The sequence below is a fragment of the Photorhabdus temperata genome (genome assembly GCF_025384845.1).
In the GTDB taxonomy this organism is placed as follows: Bacteria; Pseudomonadota; Gammaproteobacteria; order Enterobacterales; family Enterobacteriaceae; genus Photorhabdus; species Photorhabdus temperata.
In genome coordinates, this window is record NZ_JAJAFX010000032.1 from 33676 (window position 1) to 55929 (window position 22254).

Sequence of the window (22254 nt, forward strand, 5' to 3'; positions counted from 1 at the left end):
AACTACAATACCTTAAATACGCCAGAGTAAACTCGATTTACACTGCTTTAATCAGTTTCGTCTGCGATTTGATTTAAACTATGCCTTTAATGTGATTTAACGCTAAAATCAATTCATATCGTTACTTTCTAAACTATTTTCGCGCTCTGTTAACGCTTAAAGACCCGTCCAACCGTTATCACTTTTCTGGCTGATTAATCTACCAGACCTTTTATCATCATTGATGCAATAAGCTGTTATTAAATAAGAGAAAACTAATCAGCCGATAACACGCTATCTGAAATTCTTGATGATGCAAAAACACCTATTTTTAAAATGGTTTTGTCAGCAGCCTAAAGGATGTTTTATAGTCTAAGCCATCCTTTCTCAATCAATTTTATCTGGACCTTGGTCAAATCTGCTGTTTACTGCAAAAAATGTCTAATAAAATAATCTAACATAAGATAGGCAATCATTTACTGAATAAGCTAGGATCCTTACCCATAAAATACCAAATTAATCTTACTAATCCATTCTAATTAAGAAGGCATTATGTGGTTTCCCAGATTTAAACAGGCTTTTATCGCTCTTTTACTTCCCTGGCTGCTGGCTGTATCGATACAAATGACGGGAAGAGTCTATCTTCTCCTCACTTATGGCAGTCATCAGCTCCTTGCTGACGCCATTCAAGATGTAGAACGAATGTTCTGGATTGGCGGACTGTTTGATATCCGTATTGCCAGTCTGCTATTTGTTCCCTGTCTGCTGATTGCCGGCTTATTTGCCATTAACAAAAACAGTTTCAGCATATGGCAACGTTTCTATCCGTGGCTGGCTGCAATACTCAATACACTGGTTGGGGCTTTAACTGTAGCCAATGTTTATTACTATGCCACTTATGAACGATCGATCGATATTTTCATCTTCGGTTTGGTGGAAGATGATACGAAAGCCGTGTTGCACACCCTGTGGAGTGACTATCCCATTATCCGTGGTTTGCTCTGTTTAGTTCTGTTCACCGCTTTCATTTTCTGGCTTTGTCTCCGCTGGCAACGCCGCCTTACCTTACGTACAGCGCGCAAAACCAACCTGCCGGTTTCTGTTATAGCGACACTGGCTATTTTAGCTGTCTGCTTCGTTGGAATACGCGGCTCCATCGGGACCTTTCCACTGCGTCAGTCCAATACACAAGTTTCAGAAGTTAAAATACTTAATATGCTGACGCCTAACGGTCCAATGGCATTGAACTGGGCCTTTAATGATCATTACAAAAACAGCTACTTCCCAGAGGCAACAGATGAACAAGGTAGCACGCTATTAAGCCAATTTCTGGATAATCCAACGCCGGCTAGCCTGTCGCCGTTTATGGCTAAAACCGCCGACAATCCTGTCGCTCAGAAAAAACCACCCCATGTAATATTTAACGTGATGGAGAGCATGGGCTATCACCTGCAAAGTCTGGATCGCCCAAACCTTGATGTTTTAGGTGCCCTACGCCAGCACTGGCAAAATGACTGGCGTTTTGAACGTTTCGTTTCTGAAGGAGATGGCACCATCGACAGTTTGAGCCGCTTCCTGGTCCGTAGCCCAAACAGCGCAATCAGCCAGTCCACTGCCCAAAATCTCGATTTCACCAGCAATATGTTTAAACCCTATCTGGCGAATGGTTACAAAATTATCTTCGTCACATCAGGTAACGGAGCATGGCGTAACTTGAATCAGTTCCTACCAAATCTGGGCGTCAGTGAATTTATCGATCAGAATGGGCTGAAAAAACGCTACCCGGAAGCCAAATTCGGTACTTGGGGTGTACCTGATGAGTTTATGTTCCGTTATATTGAAGAACGCCTGGCTCAAGCAGAGAAGAACGGAGAACATGCTCTGATTCTGTCGTTGTCCACTACCCATCACCCACCGTATAAGTCACCACAAGGCTATCAGAAAACCAACATTAAGCTAAACGATGTAGAGAAACAACGCCTAAGCCGTCTGGCTAGCGGTGATGAGTTACAGGAGGTCTTCCATACTCTGCGTTATACCAACGATCAGTTGGGGCAATTTATCAGTTGGGTAAAATCTCAGTCACTGGCTTCCCATACTATTATTGCAGCAACCGGTGACCATAATATGCGGGGCATCAGTTATCCAGATGCCCATGAACTGGCAATTGGTCACGGCGTACCACTTTATCTCTACGTGCCGCCTGCTTATCGCCAGAACATGACTTTTGATGCGACCAGAGTCGGCAGCCATAAAGATATCTGGCCAACGCTCTATCATTTAAGCCTATCAAATACGACGTATTACCGTACCGGCTGTAATTTGCTAACTGAACATCTGGACCCTATCTGGTGTCAGGGATATAACCCAGAAGTGACTATTACACCGCAAGGTGCCTATATCATGATAGGCAAAGGTGAATTTCGACCATGGGCAAACCAAACGGGATTATTATTAGGTGAACCACAACCAATGACAGCAGAGCAAGCTAAACAGTTTCATCGCTGGCAGGTATTTACTGATTTACTGTCATGGCAGTTAAACCGCCAGGTTCACCACCAGCAGTAACTGATATTTCCGCGAATTCCCTTTAATTTCAGCCAATTAAAGGGATTCTCACTTATAAATATTGCAATCAGCCTTTTACTCCTCCCGCTGTCAAACCATTGACCAGCCAACGCTGGGCAACCAGGAAGACAATGGTTATAGGGAGCGCAGAAAGCACAGCGGCGGCGGCAAAATCACCCCAAAGATAGTTCTGTGGATTAAGGTACTGCTGCATGCCCACAGCCAGAGTGTAATTGTTCACATCCCGCAACAGCAGTGAGGCAACAGGCACTTCCGTAATCACGCCAATGAAAGAAAGAATGAACACTACGGCCAGAATCGGTACGGAGAGCGGTAACAATACCATACGAAAAGCCTGCCACGGTGTCGCGCCATCAAGCGCAGCAGCCTCTTCCAGAGAGCCGTCAATGGTTTCGAAATAACCTTTAATCGTCCAGACATGCAACGCAATGCCACCCAGATAAGCAAAGATAACGCCGCCGTGGGTATTGAGGCCCATAAACGGTAAGTACTCCCCCAACCGGTCAAACAAGGCATATAACGCCACTAAGGAAAGAACCGCCGGAAACATCTGAAAAATCAGCATGCCTTTCAGCAAAGTACTTTTACCGCGAAAACGCATACGGGCAAAGGCATAAGCGCAGGTGGTTGATAACGTAACGATACCTACAGCGGTAATAAAGGCAACCTTAACAGAGTTCCAAAGCCATAGCATAACCGGAAAAGGTGGCGGAGTGACGCGCCCATCCGGTGATACCACACTAAAGCCGAGCGACAATTTCCAGTGCTCCCAAGAGATACTTTCCGGGATCAAACTACCCGTAGCAAAATTCCCCGGCCTAAGGGAGATAGTAATAACCATCAGCATCGGGAACAAAATTATGGCAATAAAGGTTAACATCAACAAATGTGTCGCCAACAAACGCCATTTCTGCGATTTGGATTGAACCATCGCCATTGCATTCCCTCCTTAGTCAAATTTAATGCGGGTGGTTTTTAGATTAATAATAGCCAGTGCGCCAACCAGCAAAAAGATAACGGTGGCAATCGCCGCAGCCAGGCCAAAATCCTGACCACCACCCCCTTCGAAAGCAATACGATAGGTATAGCTCACCAGTAAATCGGTATAGCCCGCCGGCGTCGTAGTGCCAATATGATCCGGCCGGCCATAAGTCAACAACTGAATAAGAACAAAGTTGTTGAAGTTAAAAGCGAAACTGGCAATCATCAGCGGCGTCAACGGTTTAATCAGTAACGGGAAGGTAATCTTAAAAAAGCTCTGAAATGGACCGGCGCCATCCATCGCCGATGCCTCATACAGATCATCCGGTATTGCCTTCAACAGCCCCATGCAGAGAATCATCATGTAGGGATATCCCAACCAGGTATTCACCACAATCAGCATAGTTCGCGCCAATGTCGGATCGGTAAACCAGGCGGGCTTAAGACCGAACAAGCCGTTGAGCAACAGGTTGATCTCACCAAAACTCTGGTTAAATAACCCCTTGAAAATCAGGATAGAAATAAACGATGGCACAGCATACGGCAAGATTAACAGCACGCGATAAATAGCACGGCCTTTTAGTGCTTCCCACTGCACAACACAGGCCAGAACCATGCCGACAGCAACAGTCAGCACCACCGTGAACAGAGCAAACACAACCGTCCAAACAAAAATAGAGAGAAACGGCTTCTGAATACCTTCATCCTGTATTACACGCAGGAAATTTTTCCAGCCAATGGAAACAGTAAATCCCGGCGTTAACGTCTCATTTCCCCATTGTCCCTCAGCATTAACAGACTGATAGAAACCGGTATCGGTATTAGGACGGTAAAGCGTGCCTGTTTGATTGTTAGTGAGAGCCTTGCCATCTTCCCCAAGAGAGTATTGAGGATGTACACCAGAGAATTGACGAAGCGAACTCATTCTCAGTAACTGACCATCCGGTAAAACAGCAACCAACTGATTCAGCGCTTGTCGATTCTGGGTAATAATACGCAATGTCGCCGCTTCACCGCTCTGAGCGGTATCCTGTTCATACAAACGTAAAGTCGTTTCTTCCGTTACTGACAGAGAAAACGGTTCCGATACCAGTTGCTTAGTCTGGCCCGGCGCATCCAATGCCAGAACCCATAGATCGGATTTTGGATAGAGCCTGAAAGTGAATGTTTGCCCCGACTGATACTGACGGCTCATCAGGACAGATTGCGCACGCTCAAAAGTCAGTTGATTAGTACTGCTATAGTTGGTAAAGGCAATGGCAATGGTGCAAATGAGCGGAAACAGCACAAACAGTCCCATTCCCGCGATGCCCGGATAAGCATAGCGCCAGGCATAAGTATTGCGGTTGGCGAAAACGTAAATTCCGGTTCCCAACAATACCAGTGTCAGCATTGCAAACAGATACTCTCCCTGAGAATACATCAATACCACCAGATAACCGGTAAAGAGTATACACAGGCTCACTGCAAGCCATTTCAGAGCAGAATACTGCCACCATGATGTTTTTTTGAGCGTCGCTGACATAATGCTCTTATTCCTTTTACTACGACTGTAACAGCTTTGCTGATAATTTGAGCAACCTTCCGCAAGTAACATCCTTAGTCGTTACGGGAAAGAGACACCCTTCAGAAAAGGGTGTCTACAGGCTACTTGGTCATACGGGCTTCTGCGTCACTCAGTGCGGCATCAATAGTCTGACGGCCGGTCAACGCATTAACAACAGCGTTACGCATGGCATACCAAAAACTGCTCATTTGCGAGATATTCGGCATGATTTCACCTGTTTGAGCATTTTCCATCGTGGCAGAAATGCGCGGGTCCTTAGCCAGAATATCGTGATAGGATTTCAGCGCCACGGCTCCCAGCGGTTTATCCTTATTCACCATTGCCAGACCATCGTTGGTCAGCAAATAGTTCTCCAGGAACTCCTTCGCCAGCTCTTTATTCGGGCTGGCGGCATTAATACCTGCCGTCAATACGCCGACAAACGGCTTGGACGGATGACCTTTAAACGTCGGCAACAACGTCACACCGTAATTTATCCCGCTCTTGTCGATGTTGGCCCACGACCACGGACCATTAATGGTCATAGCCGTTTCACCTTTGTTGAACGCCGCTTCGGCAATGGAATAGTCGGTATCCGCATTCAAATGCTTATTTTTTACCAAATCGATAATAAAATTCAGCCCTGCTTTAGAACCCGCATTATTAACCCCGACGTTCTTGGCATCATATGCGCCGTTTTCCATTTTGAAAGCATATCCCCCATCAGCAGCAATCAGCGGCCAGGAGAAATAAGGCTCTTGCAAATTAAACATAATGGCGCTTTTGCCCTTACTCTTCAGTTCTTTATCCAGAGCAGGGATCTCTTCCCAAGTTTTGGGTGGTGTCTTCACAAGGTCTTTATTGTAAATCAGGGAGAGGGCTTCAACCGCAATAGGATAACCCACCAATTTACCGTCGTAGCGCACAGCATCCCAGGTGAACGGAAACAGTTTGTCCTTAAGGTTTTGATCCGGCGTAATTTCCGCCACCAGACCAGACTGAGCATAACCACCAAAGCGGTCATGAGCCCAAAAAATAATATCCGGCCCATCACCGGTTGCTGCAACCTGCGAATATTTTTCTGCAAGCTTGTCTGGATGTTCAACAGTCACATTGACACCCGTATCTTTTTCAAATTTCTCACCGACTTGCGCCAGGCCATTGTAGCCTTTGTCGCCGTTGATCCAGATAACCAGCTTACCTTCCTCAATTTTTGCCAAAGCAGAGGCAGAAAGCACAAGAGTGGCTAAAACAGAAAGCGCCAGGGTACGGGCGCCCATTTTCAAGTTTGTTTTTGTCATCATTCCGTCCTTTACTTATAGTTTGAATAGGTTCAGGGTGAATTGTTTTGTTACATTGGCGGAGAGTGCGAAGCTAGTGTGCAACCGACAATAGAAATACTCATCCTCCCCCGCTCTACGCCCCAACTGAGATGGGTGTGATCTGTATTACAAAAACAGCGGAACCGTGTTGTTGACCACAAAAAGAGGCATCTTTTTTTGCAGTAAAGATCACACTTTATCCAGCAGCTCATACCTAACCGCCTCAACAACTCTTATCTCATCCTCCTGACTCCTCCCCCATAAAAAACTTGGGCATGGAGGATTTACTCACCCATTATCTTAAACACACTCTGGCTTATCATTTTTCACCGTGGATTGCGGTGATAGTCCGGGGGAACACATGTCGAGCGTCACACTACGTAATGTATCTAAGGCTTATGGTGAAACTATTATTTCTAAGAACATCAACCTTGAGATACAGGAAGGAGAATTCGTGGTTTTTGTCGGTCCATCAGGATGTGGAAAATCGACACTATTAAGGATGATTGCAGGTCTGGAAGATATTACTTCTGGTGATTTGCTGATCAACAATATACGTATAAACGATGTACCACCAGCCAAACGTGGCGTTGGGATGGTTTTTCAGTCCTATGCACTGTATCCCCACCTGTCTGTTGCAGACAATATGTCGTTTGGTATGAAGCTGGCCGGCGCCAAAAAAAGTGCCATTCAGCAGCGCGTGAAGCAAGTTGCGGAGATGCTTCAACTCGCTCATCTGCTTGATCGCCGCCCCAAAGCACTATCAGGTGGGCAGCGCCAGCGTGTCGCCATTGGCCGTACTCTGGTCGCTGAACCAAATGTTTTTCTATTGGATGAACCCCTTTCCAATCTGGACGCTGCACTGCGCGTCCAAATGCGCATTGAAATTTCACGCCTGCACAAACGCCTGCAACGTACGATGATTTATGTCACCCACGATCAGGTTGAAGCAATGACGCTGGCCGACAGAATCGTGGTGCTGGATGGCGGGGATGTTGCTCAGATCGGCAAACCACTTGAGCTTTACCACTATCCCGTTAATCGTTTTGTTGCCAGCTTTATTGGTTCACCCAAAATGAATTTCCTGCCGGTTAAAGTAACAGCCACCGCCGTCGATCAGGTGCAAATTACTCTGCCCAATCGCCAGCAAATCTGGCTGCCCGTAGAAAGCCAAGGGGTAAAAGTAGGCAGCAATGTATCTCTGGGAATACGCCCAGAACACCTCCTTCCGAGTGATATCGCAGATGTCACGCTGGAAGGCATAGTTCAGGTTGTTGAACAACTGGGAAATGAAACCCAGGTTCACATTGAAATCCCGGCTATTCGTCAAAATCTGGTTTATCGCCAGCCTGATGTTGTGCTCGTGGAAGAAGGGGCCTCCTTCACCATCGGATTACCTCCCCACCGCTGCCATTTATTCCGGGAAGATGGAACAGCATGCCAGCGTTTGCATAAAGAACCCGGTGTTTGAGCCTGAGCCAATTAAAAAACAACAGGAGAATAATTGATGAAATCAATGCGTATATTACCTATATCATTAACGGTTATCGCTGGATTACTGTCCATGCAGGCGTCAGCCGTAGAATTCCACGGCTATGCCCGTTCCGGTATTGGCTGGACCGGCAGCGGTGGCGAGCAACAGTGTTTCCAAAGCACCGGTGCACAAAGCAAATATCGTTTAGGTAATGAATGTGAAACCTATGCTGAACTTAAATTGGGTCAGGAGCTATGGAAAGACGGCGATAAGAGCTTCTACCTCGATACCAACGTAGCCTATTCCGTAGCGCAAGAAAAAGATTGGGAATCCACCAATCCCGCTTTCCGTGAAGTGAATGTCCAGGCGAAGAACATTATCGACTGGTTACCAGGTTCAACGCTATGGGCCGGTAAACGCTTCTACCAGCGTCATGACGTGCATATGATCGACTTTTATTACTGGGATATCTCAGGACCAGGTGCGGGTGTGCAAGATATCGATCTGGGCTTTAGCAAACTCTCTTTGGCCGTCACCCGTAACACCGAGTCTGGCGGTTCCCATGGCTGGATTGCCGGCCGGAACCATGAAATTTCTACTTCTAACGATGTCTACGACCTACGTCTGTCCGGCCTGGAAGTTAACCCAGGCGGTAGCCTGGAGCTTGGTTTTGACTATGGTCGCGCCAATGCGCGAGACGGCTACCACCTTAACCGAAACGCTTCCAAAGATGGTTTCATGTTTACCGCCGAACATACTCAAAGCATGCTAGGAGGCTTCAACAAATTTGTCGTACAGTACGCGATTGATTCCATGACCTCCTCCAGTAATGGTCGCTCTGAAGGCGCCAGCGTAAATAATGATGGTCATATGCTACGTATCCTGAATCATGGTGCGATTAATCTCGCGGAAAAATGGGATCTCATGTACGTGGCGATGTATCAGGATACTGACCGTGATAACAACAACGGTAACACATGGTATACCGTTGGTGTGCGTCCAATGTACAAATGGACACCAACGATGAGCACCCTGATGGATATTGGCTACGATAACGTCAAATCCCAGCGAACCAGTGACACTAACGATCAATACAAAATCACCCTAGCCCAACAATGGCAGGCTGGTGACAGCATTTGGTCTCGTCCGGCTATCCGTCTGTTCGTCACCTATGCCAAATGGGATGAAAAATGGGGTAATGCGAATAAAAACGACGGCTACATCGATGGCATGGCTTACAGCGATACAGCAACACATAAATTCAGCCGTGGCAACGATGATGAATTCACCTTTGGTGCACAATTCGAAGCCTGGTGGTAATGCCATTAAAAACTGCTGGTTTTAGATCAACCGGATTATTTAGCCACTTTTAGCGCCTTGGACTGATATGCCTTTTGCCCGTGGATATCAGTCTCTTTTTTTCAACCGAACAAGGGTAAGAAATGAAAACCAAACTTATCTCATTTTGTCTTAGCGCCTTACTTTGTAGCACAGCGCCTCTGATAAGCTACGCAACACCTATCACTACAACAACTAAGGCAACCACAACTCAGGATATTGTTGCACCTTCCCTCTCAACAGCAGCACTGCAAAAATTAAACTGGCAGCCGATTAGCACCAGCAGTACACAGACCATTATCCTTAATGCCACATCCCAGCACCTTAATGAAGGAAATATCCAAGGGCCGATAGCTGCGTTCGCAATTCCGGCAAACCGGGGCTCACTGGACATTATGTTGAGCAGTTTAGTACAAGATAAACAAGTTTACGCACCGAATGTTCTGGTGCTTGATCAGGGATTACGCCCCGCTGCATTTTATCCAAGTGACTATTTTCCGTATGAACGTCCAGGGGTTATGTCCACAGATCGGTTGGAAGGCACATTAAAGCTGACGCCAGCATTGGGGCAGCAGCAAATCTATGTACTGATCTACACCACTCGTACCGATTTGCAAAAATCGACACAAATGATTGATCCAGCCAAAGCTTATGCTCAAGGCGTCGGCAACGCCGTTCCTGCCATTCCAGATCCCGTTGCCCGCCATACAGAAACCGGCACGTTGAAGCTGAAAGTGAAATCGGAACAAAACGCCGGCAACATCACTATTGGTCAAGTCTTATCAGGCCCGGCACCGGAGCCAGTCGTTGTAGGGTCAACACAAACTACCGCAACACAGCGCACGCCACTGAAAACCAAACCGGTCCTGAGCGACACCGAACGCTATTTCAGTGATGCAATTAAAAAAGAAATTAATAACGGCAATATTGATAAGGCGCTGAATCTGCTTGATGAAGCAGAACGCCTGGGATCTTCAACTGCACGAGAAACGTTTATTAACAGTATCAAAAACAAGAAATAAACCATTTACCTATGTTGGCTATAGGGTAAATACACTATTAGTTTGTTCAATGCAAAACAAATGCTCTCCGAATAGGAGGGCATAAAGTTTAATTCTCATAATATTTTACGACCGGAGATACTTATCGGTGGAGGGATAAAGCTTTAGTTATTCTTAATAGGAAATTATCTTCATAAAGAAAGGCAATAGAATTTTTTATTGCATAATGATCTCTTATTTTATATCCATCAATAATGAGTTGTAATTTTTTAGACAACTCAGGAATATTACCTGATTTATAAAGTTCGCCATTTAAATCGTTAATAATATCATTAGGACCACACTGACAATCTGAACTTATACAATAGATACCATAAGATATTGCTTCTGCTAATACCATGCCGAAACCTTCATATTTTGATGTTAAAACAACAGCTGATACTTCTTTTATATTATCCATAACAAACTCCCACGGCTGATCTTGCCAACCGTGCCAAATAATATTGTTATTTATATTGAGTTGTAAAGATAATTCTTTTAAATAACCTTCATCATCACCGGAACCTACCATATGTAATGCCCAATGACCATATAATTGAGAAAGCGCTAAAAATAGTTCAGTTAGATTTTTTGACTTATAGGCAAGAATTCTTCCAACATATAAAAATCTAGCTATGTGTTTTGGTTGAGGGATTATAAAGGAGTTCATTTTGATAGGATTGAAAATAAGATGAAGCTTCTCTGTTTTTATCCCAAAGGATAACATTTGATCTCGTAAACCAGAACTAATTACAAGGTGCTCGTCGGCACAGCATAAATCTTTAATTTTCTGTGAGGTAGGATTCCTAATGGAGGTATGCAGCCAAGAATAAATTTTTGCCGGGAAATTAATTCTTTCACAGGAAAGTCGAGTAATATTACAGGATGTCGTGTCCAAACTGATTAAAATATCCGGGCAGAATTTTTCTAATATCAAGGATAATTCACACGCAATATCTTGGCGAGATTTATCACTACTTGACGTTAAAGAGATATACTGAGCATGGGATAACCAAGCACGACTTTCAATTCTGTTTATCTCATTTAGAGATATAAATATGAAATTAATTTCAATATTGGCACAGTCAATCAAATTTATTAAATTTGAACATACCGTTTCTACCCCGCCATATCCATTCAAGAAAAGATCATGGTATATTATAAATATATTTTTCATTATTAATCCTTTACTGAATTAACCAAAAACGTTCTTGGATTTTGGTTTTATTAATAGAGTGATGATATTTCTCCAATGAAATTAAAAGATTTGATTCATTCCCAAATAGAGGTTCTAATTGAGACTCATAAAAGAGGATATTTTGCATTTTTTCTTTTAAATCAATATTCACCAATATTGCACGCTTATCAAATTTATTATTTCTTAATAAAGCATGTTCTAAACTATCGGGATCTATAATAGGATATTCACCTAAAACATAGGGAAAATCTTCATAAAGTAATATTTTTAACTTACGTGAACCTTTTATATTATGTACAAGATTATTTATTATGATGTGGTCTACATGTCGACCTATTCCCAAAGGAGCATATATATAATCAGGTTGATAATTTAACAATGTTTCGTCGATGAGATCTTGAGCCACATCGAATGCATAATCTGATTTATGTACTAGGCCACTATAAATTACGGCAGAATTTTTATACATAGGTTCACCGTATTGATCGGTTCTGTAAATGCAATCTAAAATTTTACCATGTATTGGAATCGCTGATAATTTATTGCAAAAAACAATATCCTCATTAACTCGCTTTGAATAAAGCTTTATAAATGAATTCATATTATCATTATTCACAGAGTGTAAATAATGAGATGTAAGATTTTTGTCATATTCAGTAAAAAATGTTAAAACAACTACCTTTTGATTTTCTGAAACTAATTTATGTATTAAACCACCAGCGCTTAAAGCAGCATCATCTAAATGGGGGGATAGAAATAAATGCATCATTTTAAACCTCCATACAAAGGCTGTTATATTTTATTTCCATGAGTACAATATAAATAGCGGCTAAATCAATGCGTATCCCATCCCTGTTTTTTATAAAATCTGAGTTATTAATATTTGGCTTTTCTTTGGATTGGACTCTTTCATCATCGGCATAAAATTCTTTCATTATATCAAACCAACTGGCGTGGATTTTTTCTGCTGCAATTTCTATTATACTGTCACTGTGGCCTAATATTGTCATTAAATCTGAAAAAATGGCATCGTTTGTAGAAAGTAACATCTCATAATTAAAATTGCCGGATGCAATATTGTCATCGTATAAATAAATACTTTTCATCACTTCCGATATAATACTCAAATCACTCTTGATTAACCTTTTTTCAAATTTCTTCTCTTTTTCTGTGAATGCCTGATAAGGTTTTAAAAAATTGACTTGTAAGTTGTACTCAATTTCAAGTTTTGTTATTGAATCTTGCGTAGCAGTTCTATTATCGATTAAATATTTCGCACACCATAAATCGTGTATGCAAGAGGCAAGAATATCTAAATTACCGTCCTGTTCCAAGAACGCACATATCTCAGAAAATAATTTAATTTGTGAACTATCTAGCTGGGAATTTAAAGTTATATCGCTAGGATTAAATATAAATGAAGCTTGTTTTAATCTTCTCTGAATTTCTTTGGTTAAATATGTTGAATTTGAATTAACTTCATTATCCAGCAGATTTTTGTTATTTTCTTTATTCATGATCCATCTCCTTTTCTTTATTCATTAACCTTATTTTTGTTGATGATATATCTAAGCGAAATAGACTTTCTGGAATAGATTCAAATAAAAAACGATGTTCCATTCTAATATTTACCAAATCATCAACTGCATGATATTTATTATTAAAAAAACGTCCAGCCACAAGAAATCTACAATCATTATCCTTAATTGTCATAAGGGATTTTTTTAATCCTTCTTCACCTCCATAATAAATAGGGTTATTAATTTCTTGACATAAATCAGCGCCAATTACGAAAATCGCTCCTTGATAAATATGTGATTTTTCAATAAAAAATTTAGCGTCGCTTAAAACGATATCACCTTTTTCCTTGAATTGCCTTATCCTCTTGAAAATTTCATCGGTTGAAATTGTAAGTTTTACCGCGTTCTTGATTGACAGTTCATAATACGGCTTTCTTTTAGTCATCGTTGTAGCGATTTCTTTTAATTCTTCATGTCCTTTATGAAGTGGATTGAAAGAACCAGATAAAATTACAGAATCTTTCCAGTCTATTTTTGTATTATTAAAATCTCCGTTTCTATCAATATGTATATAATTCAATTTACCATTAATTAAATCAATTAGATAACGCTCATTCTTGTTAGGCATATTCATATATATTCTCACTAATTATAAGTACTTCCTTTATAACTTTCCTCAGTGATTTCAGCTAAAGCCGATTTTATTTTTAAAATATCTTCCGTTGTATGCGACGTATCAAGACTAACCCGAACCGCACCATCAGGATAAGTGCCAAATTTTTTATGGGCTAATGGTGCGCATTGTAATCCGGGACGTGTAATAATATTGTATTTGTTCTCGAGTATATAAGAGACTTCTCCAGGATGATAACCTTCCACTGTAAGAAGAATTGTTGGTAAGCCAACGTTATGTTTACAGATTAGCTTGACTTTATTTAATTGTGATAACTCATCTATAAGATTTATTCGCAGAGTTTGCAGTTGATTTTGAATGTTCTCTATCCCAATTTTTTTTAAACGTCTTATGGACGCAAGCAATGAAAGTATGCCAATAGTGTTTTGTGTTCCTGATTCATATTTGTATGGTATTCCAGCTGGTTGTGTTGTTAATCTTGATAATACACCTGTCCCGCCCTGGATTAATTCATTATGAGAAAATTCATTATCAAGAATAAAATATCCCCCAATACCAGATACTCCTCCTAAGCTTTTGTGCCCGCTAAAAACAAGGTAATCAATATTACCTTTCGATAAATCAATTAATTGTGAACCAAAAGACTGTGAACCATCAACTAAAACCATTGCTCCGTATAAATGTGCCAGTTTTCCTACCTCATCTATATTACAAAATGTACCAATAGTATTCGAGCAACTATGAACGACTAGTAGCTTAGTTTTCTTATCCCTTAATAGAAGCTCCAAATGCGACATATCAATTTCACCATCTGTCACATCGATCAATTGACTACTTATCCCAATATCTTTTAAATGGTTTATGGGTCTAAGTACGGAATTATGTTCTAAATGGGTAGTAATGACATTATCACCCGGCTTAAGCACACCTTTTATACATTCATTGAGTGAGTACGTTGCTCCTGAGTTAAAAATGACTGTCCCATGACCATTTAATTTTGCTTGTTCGATTAATTCATGTCGGCACTCTTCAATGAGTTCTGTAACCTTTTTAGATTGTTGCGATAAAGATCGCCCTGGAGTTACCCCAAGAGTGTCTAAATACATATTTATCATGTCTTTCACTTCTTGTGATTTTGGCCATGAGGTAGAAGCTGCATCTGCATATAACATTATTCAATCTCCATATAATTATTAATATATAATTTGAATTTTCTAGCAGTCGCATCCATCTCTTTTATTCCTTCATTATCTTTCCAATCAGACCTTTCTGGCATATTTAAATTATTTGCCAATACTGTTCTTATCATTCCTCTCTCAATGAAATCTGATTCACCTATCGTAAAAACATATTTATTATCACTATCTTCAACATAGATATAGGGGCCAGCCTCACCGAACATTTTCAGTTCATCTAATGAGTCTATTGTATGCATTTTAAATTGATTCTTTAATTTATTATGAAGATCAATCTCAGTAGGGAAACAACATAAGTGTGCATGATAACAGTACCTTTGATTTGGGTCCATGACGATACAACCACCGGCTCGTCCATTTTCATAACAAAGAGGATTGCTTATATTGTAATATTCGCGATAAAAATCATTTATTATATCCTTAAACTGTTTCAGTTCTTTTATCGCTTCTTCATCGTATATCTCCGCAAAGCACCGGCATCCCCCTAAATCAGTATCACATTTGTTGGTGGCAATGATGATATAGCCCTCAATTATCTGGCCTTTAGGTACGAACGCATAGAAATATTTTCCTTGTAAAAGTATTTTATCTTTTGCAAAGGAAGACTCTGGGTGACAAAAAATACATCCCATTTTAAACTCCTTTATCGTTTGTCGATTCTGCTGATAAATATATTTTCATGACATAAATTGAAATCTTCTTCGGTATGCCAGGCAATCATCATGCTAAACTTATTTATAATACTATGTTTACTCAGTCTACTTTGTAGTTCAGAATAAATAGGATTTGGTAAGATTATTCTGCATTTCCTCCTAATAGCAAGACAAGAATCAACTATAGACATGATTGTATGGGGAGCTGTACCTGACAAATTTATCACTTCTACAGTGATATCATCAAAACCTAATATCGCTACTTCTTCTCCAACAGTTAATAATTTAATATCGCTATAGAGAGGGCACTGCTTTGCGTAAGCGATCCAATTGTTATTTACTTTCCTGCCGAAAAAATTGATTTTATTAATATTATCTATTTCATTAAAATCATTCAGATCTACATCTATTTTGGTAGCTCCTTCCACTACTATTTCTGTAAAACCAAAAACGTTCACTTTGCTACAGATATATTTCTCAAAAATTTTTGAATAACATTTGACCTTTCTTTCATCTGAGTAACAAACTGTCGCATCTATATCATTACGGTGTGTCTGTCTGGCACTTTCTATTATCAAAGTGCGTGATTTTACACTTTCATTTACACCAAAATCACTAAGCATATTAATGGAAACCTGCCTATGCTCAAGATTAAACTCACATTTTCTTGCTATAACAATTGACAAGCATGTATCATCTCTTTTAAACGAAAGTGCTTTTATCTCATTAGAAAGATTATATTTCTTTTCTTTCAAGTTTTTCCAAATAAAATAATCTAAGCTTCCTATATCACGCTTATAAAAATTATTTAGTAGGATATAATTATCTTCCGTTATATCTTCATAGACTAGGGTTACTCCATTTTTCACTAATTTACCCCGTTATTTTATATTGGTAGCAATCGCTTCTTATTTTTAGTTTATATTCATTTCCGAGTATATGAATCATGAAATATTGTATTTTATGACCTGTATCATAATTTAAAGATCCAACAGGAGAAAAAACTGTGATTATTTATCCTGAAAAATTCAATTTAAGTCTTCATCAATCATGCAAGAATACAGATAAAAATAGGGTCTTTAAAGAGAATAATCTTTCATAAATTCTATGTGATTGGACTTTAAATGAAATAATTATATTGACCAGACTCTTGAATTAAATACGATGAGCTATTTCTGCATACAGAATAATATCCCTTACATAGCCAAGGTGATTTTGCCGGTACCAAATTTATGGAATACTTAATCATCAATGTATATTCCGATGCGAATGAGCGCTGCTTGAATCACTGTACGATCAACTATCCTGTGACTATTCCCCGCCCGACTGAACACGAAGATTCCCACTTCATTGGCTGTCGCGCTCATGCTTGGCAAGTCTGACACGAACCTCAGCGGGCAGAAATGAAAAACTCCGCCGCTTTTACTGAGGCAACGCCATAATATTCAAAGGTCAAATATGGACTACGATACGTTTACCATCAGGAAGTTGAACATCAAGGCTCAACTCTCCACCTAACGCTGCAACGTAGCGTTTCAATGTTGAAAGTTTAGGGTTATTACCAGGCTGTTCTATTTTAGCAATAGTCGGTTGCTTGACTCCAAGCGCAGTTGCCAGCTCAGTTTGTGAAACATCAAGAGCCTCGCGGATCTGATAAAGCCCTATCTCCCGTTTCATTTCATCAACTTTTTTAGCAATCCTACGGCGGCTTTCAGGGCTGCGTTTTTCAAGTAATTCATCAAGTGTAGCCATATTTCAGTTCTCTAGTTTAGTTAGTTCTTAAGATGCTTCTTAAACTCAGCATCAGCAAGTTTGATCATATCCTTATAGAACCGTTTTTCATTCAGTCCGGTTTTATTGCCAGCGCAAAGGACAATGGCATTCCGACATGGATCAAAAGCGAAGAATGCCCGTACAGGATTTCCGGCATGCTGGATACGTAACTCTTTCATATTGGGAAATTTGGAGTCATGCAGCGTATCAACGTAAGGTCTGCCTAATTGCGGGCCGTACTCTCTTAAAATTTTCAGCATAGCCAGAATATCATCCTGTAACTCTTCACTTTGTTCGTTATACCAATCATCAAACACTTCTGTTGTGATAACTTTCCACATGTTCATTTCTCATAGTTTGTAAACTACAAAACCAACATATAGCCTGCTAGCTATAATTGCAATCCCTCACTCTAAATTTAACTTATCACTAGTCTCTGTAGAACAAGTACGACTTCATTTAAAAAATACTTAACTAACGGTGCAATATAGGAAGGATATAGTAAGAAATCTCAGCGTATCTGTTTCTACATTGTATAAGCTGGGTGCCAGCATTGACTTTACACACCAGATGATTGTGAGGAACAAGGTCTTCAAGTGAACTCTTTTCGGAAAGAAAAATTTGAGGGGAGGATTCTTAACGTGGAGGCAAGATCCATTTAGTGAATGAAACTCAATTAAAACAGAGCACCAAGTAAAAAATTGGCACGTTATCAAAAAGTTGAAATGCCCTCTCAAAAAGAGGGCATTTAGTTAGCGTGTTCTAAGAATTACTTCTTATCGCCACCAAAACCGGCATTCAATAGTTCTGCCAGGTTTGCAGTTGCTTCATCTACACTCACTTGTGGTGCTTCAGAAGGCTCATTCAACTGACGACGACGCATACGATCCTGATGGTAAGCATAACCCGTACCGGCTGGGATCAGACGACCTACGATGACGTTCTCTTTCAAGCCGCGCAGTTCATCACGTTTACCCGCAACCGCCGCTTCTGTCAGCACGCGGGTCGTTTCCTGGAACGATGCCGCAGAGATGAAGGATTCAGTTGCCAGAGACGCTTTAGTGATACCCAACAGATCACGTCCATAAATTGCAGGGACTTTACCTTCCTGTTCCAGCTTACGGTTTGCCACTTTAACGCGGGCATATTCAACCTGTTCGCCTTCCAGGAATTCGGAACTACCTGCACTTTCGATGGTTGCTTTACGCAGCATCTGACGAACGATAACTTCAATGTGTTTATCGTTAATCTTAACCCCTTGCAGGCGGTAAACTTCCTGAACTTCGTTGGTGATGTAACGGGTAACCGCATGAACGCCACGCAAACGCAAGATATCATGTGGAGACTCTGGGCCATCGGAGATCACATCACCGCGCTCAACAACTTCACCTTCGAATACGTTGAGCTGACGCCATTTAGGGATCATCTCTTCGTAAGCATCACCACCATCTAATGGGGAGATAACCAGACGGCGTTTACCTTTAGTTTCTTTACCGAAGGAGACAATACCACTGACTTCAGCCAGGATTGCAGGCTCTTTCGGACGACGCGCTTCGAACAGGTCGGCTACGCGTGGCAGACCACCGGTAATATCTTTCGTACCGCCGGATTCCTGAGGAATACGCGCTAACGTATCACCCGCAGAGATGCTGACGCCATCGTCTAACTGAACAATTGCTTTGCCTGGCAGGAAATATTGAGCAGGCATATCAGTACCTGGGATCAATACATCGTCACCCTTGGCATCAACGATTTTCAGTGCCGGACGCAAGTCTTTACCACTACCGGTACGCTCTGCACTATCCAGAACAACCAGTGAAGACAGACCTGTCAACTCATCCGTCTGACGGGTAATGGTCTGACCATCTACCATGTCAGCGAAACGGATGATACCGGATACTTCACTGACTACTGGCATGGTATGTGGATCCCAGTTAGCAACGGTTTCGCCGCCGTTAACTGCTTCGCCATCACCTTTACCCAATACCGCACCGTAAGGCACTTTATAGCTTTCTTTAGTACGGCCAAATTCGTCGATCAGGCACAGTTCGGTGTTACGGGAAGTAATCACCAGCTTACCTGCGGAGTTGGTAACGGATTTCGCGTTAAACAGTTTCAGGCTACCTTTGTTACGAACCTGAATGCTAGATTCCGCTGCCGCACGAGATGCCGCACCACCGATGTGGAACGTACGCATCGTCAGCTGTGTACCCGGCTCACCGATTGACTGCGCCGCAATAACACCAACCGCTTCACCTTTATTGATGATGTGTCCGCGAGCAAGGTCACGGCCATAGCAGTTCGCACAAACACCGAAGTCAGTTTCACAACATACAACGGAGCGTACTTTAATGCTGTCGACAGAGCTCTCTTCTAACAGATCACACCATTTTTCGTTCAGCAAGGTGTTACGTGGAACCAGAATGTCAGCCGTACCCGGCTTCAGAACATCTTCTGCCGTTACACGACCCAGTACACGCTCACGCAGTGGCTCTTTAACATCACCACCTTCAATAACCGGCGTCATCAGAATACCGTCGTGCGTACCACAGTCGTCTTCTGTAACAACCAGATCTTGTGCAACGTCAACCAGACGACGGGTCAGATAACCAGAGTTCGCCGTTTTCAGTGCGGTATCCGCCAAACCTTTACGGGCACCGTGGGTTGAGATGAAGTACTGGAGTACGTTCAAGCCTTCACGGAAGTTCGCGGTGATTGGCGTTTCGATAATGGAACCGTCTGGTTTAGCCATCAGGCCACGCATCCCCGCCAGCTGACGGATCTGGGCGGCAGAACCACGCGCACCGGAGTCAGCCATCATAAAGATGCTGTTAAAGGAGACTTGTTGTTCCTCTTCGCCGTTACGGTTAATGACTGTCTCAGTAGACAGGTTTTCCATCATCGCCTTAGCAACACGCTCGTTTGCTGCGGCCCAGATATCGATAACCTTGTTATAACGTTCGCCAGCTGTTACCAGACCAGATTGGAACTGTTCCTGAATTTCAGCAACTTCTGCTTCTGCTTCCGTAATGATCCCAGCTTTTTTCTCTGGGATAACCATGTCATCAATACCAACAGATGCACCTGAACGTGCAGCGTAGGCAAAACCGGTGTACATGATCTGGTCAGCGAAGATAACCGTTGGCTTCAAGCCCATCACACGGTAGCAAGTGTTGAGCATTCTGGAGATAGCTTTTTTACCCAGTGGCTGGTTAACCAGAGAGTAAGGCAGACCTCTTGGGACGATCATCCACAGGATTGCCCGACCAATAGTCGTATCAACCAGACCAGTGCTGGTGGTGATATTACCCTCGCCATCTCTCACTTCTTCAGAGATACGAACTTTAACACGGGCATGCAGAGAAGCCAGACCTGCGCGGTATACGCGTTCTGCTTCTTTAGGCCCGGTCAGCACCATGCCTTCGCCTTTAGCGTTAACACAGTCACGAGTCATGTAATACAGACCCAGAACAACGTCCTGAGATGGCACGATGATTGGCTCACCACTCGCAGGAGACAGGATGTTGTTGGTCGACATCATCAATGCACGCGCTTCCAGCTGGGCTTCCAGAGTCAGCGGTACGTGAACAGCCATCTGGTCACCGTCGAAGTCGGCGTTATATGCCGCACACACCAACGGGTGCAACTGAATCGCTTTACCTTCGATCAGAACCGGTTCGAATGCCTGAATGCCCAAACGGTGAAGTGTTGGTGCACGGTTCAGCAGAACCGGGTGTTCACGAATCACTTCATCCAGGATATCCCATACCACCGCCTCTTCACGCTCAACCATCTTTTTGGCTGCTTTAATCGTAGTCGCTAAACCACGCAGTTCCAGCTTGCCATAGATGAATGGCTTGAATAGTTCCAGCGCCATCTTCTTAGGCAAACCACACTGATGCAGACGCAGGTAAGGACCTACGGTGATTACAGAACGGCCTGAGTAGTCAACACGTTTACCCAGCAGGTTTTGACGGAAACGACCCTGTTTACCCTTGATCATGTCAGCCAGGGATTTCAGAGGACGTTTATTAGAACCGGTAATTGCACGACCGCGACGACCGTTATCTAACAGGGCATCGACTGCTTCCTGCAACATACGTTTTTCGTTGCGAACGATGATATCCGGCGCAGCCAGATCCAGCAGGCGTTTCAAACGGTTGTTACGGTTAATAACACGACGATACAGATCGTTCAGATCCGACGTTGCAAAACGGCCGCCATCCAATGGAACCAGTGGACGTAAATCAGGCGGCAGAACTGGCAGAACGGTCAGAACCATCCATTCTGGTTTGTTACCGGACTGAATAAAGGCTTCCAACAGTTTAATACGCTTGGTCAACTTCTTACGTTTAGTTTCAGAGTTAGTTTCATTTAACTCTTCACGCAGAGTTTCACACTCATTTTCCAGATCGAGATTTTTCAGCAAAGACTGGATAGCTTCCGCGCCCATCTTCGCATCGAATTCATCACCGAACTCTTCCAGTGCATCCAGGTATTGTTCTTCTGTCAGGATTTGACTGCGCTCCAGGCTGGTCATACCGCCTTCTACAACCACATAGGATTCGAAGTACAGTACGCGCTCAATATCACGCAGTGGCATATCCAGCAACAAACCGATGCGGGATGGCAATGATTTCAGGAACCAGATGTGTGCCGTTGGAGAAGCCAGTTCGATGTGACCCATACGCTCACGACGAACTTTAGTCTGGGTAACTTCTACGCCACACTTCTCACAAATCACACCACGGTGTTTTAAGCGCTTGTATTTACCACACAAGCACTCATAGTCTTTTACCGGTCCGAAAATACGGGCACAGAAAAGGCCGTCACGCTCAGGTTTGAACGTACGGTAGTTAATCGTTTCCGGCTTTTTCACTTCACCAAATGACCACGAACGGATCATATCTGGTGAGGCCAGAGCAATTTTGATCGCATCAAACTCTTCGGTCTTAGTTTGCGCTTTCAGAAACTTCAATAAGTCTTTCACGAAATGGCTCCTGTCGGAGTT

General features: G+C 42.4%; 18 protein-coding genes. 5 read left to right on the top strand and 13 right to left on the bottom strand.

Annotated features, from left to right (window positions below; translation table 11 throughout):
• Positions 1-531: 531 nt before the first annotated feature.
• Positions 532-2547, top strand: a complete 2016-nt coding sequence (locus LGZ99_RS13825) for an LTA synthase family protein (protein WP_023043873.1) — start codon at positions 532-534, stop codon at positions 2545-2547.
• Between the two features lie 67 nt (positions 2548-2614).
• Here LGZ99_RS13825 and malG read toward each other — a convergent pair whose 3' ends face one another.
• From malG to malE, 3 genes are all read right to left on the bottom strand, one after another.
• The gene (gene malG, locus LGZ99_RS13830; RefSeq protein WP_021322868.1) at positions 2615-3505 is read right to left on the bottom strand and encodes a maltose ABC transporter permease MalG; all 891 of its coding nucleotides are present in this window, start codon (positions 3503-3505) and stop codon (positions 2615-2617) included.
• 12 nt (positions 3506-3517) lie between these two features.
• Positions 3518-5074, bottom strand: a complete 1557-nt coding sequence (gene malF / locus LGZ99_RS13835; RefSeq protein WP_023043874.1) for a maltose ABC transporter permease MalF — start codon at positions 5072-5074, stop codon at positions 3518-3520.
• A gap of 122 nt (positions 5075-5196) precedes the next feature.
• Complete coding sequence (malE, locus tag LGZ99_RS13840; protein ID WP_021322872.1) at positions 5197-6396, bottom strand: maltose/maltodextrin ABC transporter substrate-binding protein MalE; 1200 nt, start codon at positions 6394-6396, stop codon at positions 5197-5199.
• A 382-nt stretch (positions 6397-6778) separates the two neighbouring features.
• On the opposite strand from malE, the gene malK reads away from it, so the two are divergent.
• The 3 genes from malK to malM all read left to right on the top strand — a co-directional run bounded on the left by malK (position 6779) and on the right by malM (position 10251).
• Positions 6779-7888, top strand: coding sequence for a maltose/maltodextrin ABC transporter ATP-binding protein MalK (malK, locus tag LGZ99_RS13845; RefSeq protein WP_036840146.1), 1110 nt, complete (start codon positions 6779-6781; stop codon positions 7886-7888).
• A gap of 36 nt (positions 7889-7924) precedes the next feature.
• Positions 7925-9211 carry a maltoporin gene (locus LGZ99_RS13850; RefSeq protein WP_036840148.1) on the top strand — a complete coding sequence of 429 codons (1287 nt, stop codon included), beginning with the start codon at positions 7925-7927 and terminating at the stop codon, positions 9209-9211.
• 122 nt (positions 9212-9333) lie between these two features.
• Positions 9334-10251: a maltose operon protein MalM gene (malM, locus tag LGZ99_RS13855; RefSeq protein ID WP_036840151.1), complete on the top strand. Its 918-nt coding sequence runs from the start codon at positions 9334-9336 to the stop codon at positions 10249-10251.
• Between the two features lie 121 nt (positions 10252-10372).
• Here the strand turns inward: malM and waaB are convergent, their stop codons facing one another.
• Genes waaB through LGZ99_RS13890 form a run of 7 tightly spaced genes read right to left on the bottom strand, consistent with a single transcriptional unit; the run spans position 10373 to position 16339 of the window.
• On the bottom strand, positions 10373-11446 hold the full coding sequence (gene waaB / locus LGZ99_RS13860; protein WP_021322874.1) for a lipopolysaccharide 1,6-galactosyltransferase: 1074 nt from the start codon (positions 11444-11446) through the stop codon (positions 10373-10375).
• A 10-nt stretch (positions 11447-11456) separates the two neighbouring features.
• Complete coding sequence (locus LGZ99_RS13865) at positions 11457-12236, bottom strand: PIG-L family deacetylase (RefSeq protein ID WP_021322875.1); 780 nt, start codon at positions 12234-12236, stop codon at positions 11457-11459.
• Between the two features lies 1 nt (position 12237).
• Positions 12238-12984: a hypothetical protein gene (locus LGZ99_RS13870; protein ID WP_036840152.1), complete on the bottom strand. Its 747-nt coding sequence runs from the start codon at positions 12982-12984 to the stop codon at positions 12238-12240.
• The gene (locus LGZ99_RS13875) at positions 12977-13621 is read right to left on the bottom strand and encodes a nucleotidyl transferase family protein (protein ID WP_036840154.1); all 645 of its coding nucleotides are present in this window, start codon (positions 13619-13621) and stop codon (positions 12977-12979) included. Before LGZ99_RS13875 ends, LGZ99_RS13870 begins: the two co-directional genes overlap by 8 nt.
• A gap of 11 nt (positions 13622-13632) precedes the next feature.
• Positions 13633-14793 carry an aminotransferase class V-fold PLP-dependent enzyme gene (locus LGZ99_RS13880; protein ID WP_036840156.1) on the bottom strand — a complete coding sequence of 387 codons (1161 nt, stop codon included), beginning with the start codon at positions 14791-14793 and terminating at the stop codon, positions 13633-13635.
• Positions 14793-15449 (bottom strand): hypothetical protein, encoded by a 657-nt coding sequence (locus tag LGZ99_RS13885; RefSeq protein WP_036840157.1) that lies wholly within the window; start codon positions 15447-15449, stop codon positions 14793-14795. Before LGZ99_RS13885 ends, LGZ99_RS13880 begins: the two co-directional genes overlap by 1 nt.
• 11 nt (positions 15450-15460) lie before the next feature.
• The gene (locus tag LGZ99_RS13890; protein WP_036840159.1) at positions 15461-16339 is read right to left on the bottom strand and encodes a hypothetical protein; all 879 of its coding nucleotides are present in this window, start codon (positions 16337-16339) and stop codon (positions 15461-15463) included.
• 363 nt (positions 16340-16702) lie between these two features.
• On the opposite strand from LGZ99_RS13890, the gene LGZ99_RS13895 reads away from it, so the two are divergent.
• On the top strand, positions 16703-16852 hold the full coding sequence (locus tag LGZ99_RS13895) for a hypothetical protein (RefSeq protein ID WP_155806586.1): 150 nt from the start codon (positions 16703-16705) through the stop codon (positions 16850-16852).
• A gap of 70 nt (positions 16853-16922) precedes the next feature.
• Here LGZ99_RS13895 and LGZ99_RS13900 read toward each other — a convergent pair whose 3' ends face one another.
• From LGZ99_RS13900 to rpoC, 3 genes are all read right to left on the bottom strand, one after another.
• The gene (locus tag LGZ99_RS13900) at positions 16923-17222 is read right to left on the bottom strand and encodes a helix-turn-helix domain-containing protein (RefSeq protein WP_023043883.1); all 300 of its coding nucleotides are present in this window, start codon (positions 17220-17222) and stop codon (positions 16923-16925) included.
• A 20-nt stretch (positions 17223-17242) separates the two neighbouring features.
• A complete protein-coding gene (locus LGZ99_RS13905) occupies positions 17243-17584 on the bottom strand; it encodes a type II toxin-antitoxin system RelE/ParE family toxin (RefSeq protein ID WP_021322879.1) in 342 nt (113 codons plus the stop codon).
• A gap of 428 nt (positions 17585-18012) precedes the next feature.
• A complete protein-coding gene (rpoC, locus tag LGZ99_RS13910) occupies positions 18013-22233 on the bottom strand; it encodes a DNA-directed RNA polymerase subunit beta' (protein WP_021322880.1) in 4221 nt (1406 codons plus the stop codon).
• Positions 22234-22254 lie beyond the last annotated feature (21 nt).

Coding starts and splice junctions, on each gene's coding strand:
- LGZ99_RS13895 (WP_155806586.1), top strand. CDS start 16,703: ATGGAATACTTAATCATCAATGTATATTCCGATGCGAATGAGCGCTGC.
- malF (WP_023043874.1), bottom strand. CDS start 5,074: ATGTCAGCGACGCTCAAAAAAACATCATGGTGGCAGTATTCTGCTCTG.
- LGZ99_RS13885 (WP_036840157.1), bottom strand. CDS start 15,449: ATGGGATGTATTTTTTGTCACCCAGAGTCTTCCTTTGCAAAAGATAAA.
- LGZ99_RS13865 (WP_021322875.1), bottom strand. CDS start 12,236: ATGATGCATTTATTTCTATCCCCCCATTTAGATGATGCTGCTTTAAGC.
- LGZ99_RS13825 (WP_023043873.1), top strand. CDS start 532: ATGTGGTTTCCCAGATTTAAACAGGCTTTTATCGCTCTTTTACTTCCC.
- malM (WP_036840151.1), top strand. CDS start 9,334: ATGAAAACCAAACTTATCTCATTTTGTCTTAGCGCCTTACTTTGTAGC.
- LGZ99_RS13880 (WP_036840156.1), bottom strand. CDS start 14,793: ATGTTATATGCAGATGCAGCTTCTACCTCATGGCCAAAATCACAAGAA.
- waaB (WP_021322874.1), bottom strand. CDS start 11,446: ATGAAAAATATATTTATAATATACCATGATCTTTTCTTGAATGGATAT.
- LGZ99_RS13875 (WP_036840154.1), bottom strand. CDS start 13,621: ATGAATATGCCTAACAAGAATGAGCGTTATCTAATTGATTTAATTAAT.
- malE (WP_021322872.1), bottom strand. CDS start 6,396: ATGACAAAAACAAACTTGAAAATGGGCGCCCGTACCCTGGCGCTTTCT.
- malG (WP_021322868.1), bottom strand. CDS start 3,505: ATGGCGATGGTTCAATCCAAATCGCAGAAATGGCGTTTGTTGGCGACA.
- LGZ99_RS13850 (WP_036840148.1), top strand. CDS start 7,925: ATGAAATCAATGCGTATATTACCTATATCATTAACGGTTATCGCTGGA.
- LGZ99_RS13900 (WP_023043883.1), bottom strand. CDS start 17,222: ATGGCTACACTTGATGAATTACTTGAAAAACGCAGCCCTGAAAGCCGC.
- LGZ99_RS13905 (WP_021322879.1), bottom strand. CDS start 17,584: ATGTGGAAAGTTATCACAACAGAAGTGTTTGATGATTGGTATAACGAA.
- malK (WP_036840146.1), top strand. CDS start 6,779: ATGTCGAGCGTCACACTACGTAATGTATCTAAGGCTTATGGTGAAACT.
- LGZ99_RS13870 (WP_036840152.1), bottom strand. CDS start 12,984: ATGAATAAAGAAAATAACAAAAATCTGCTGGATAATGAAGTTAATTCA.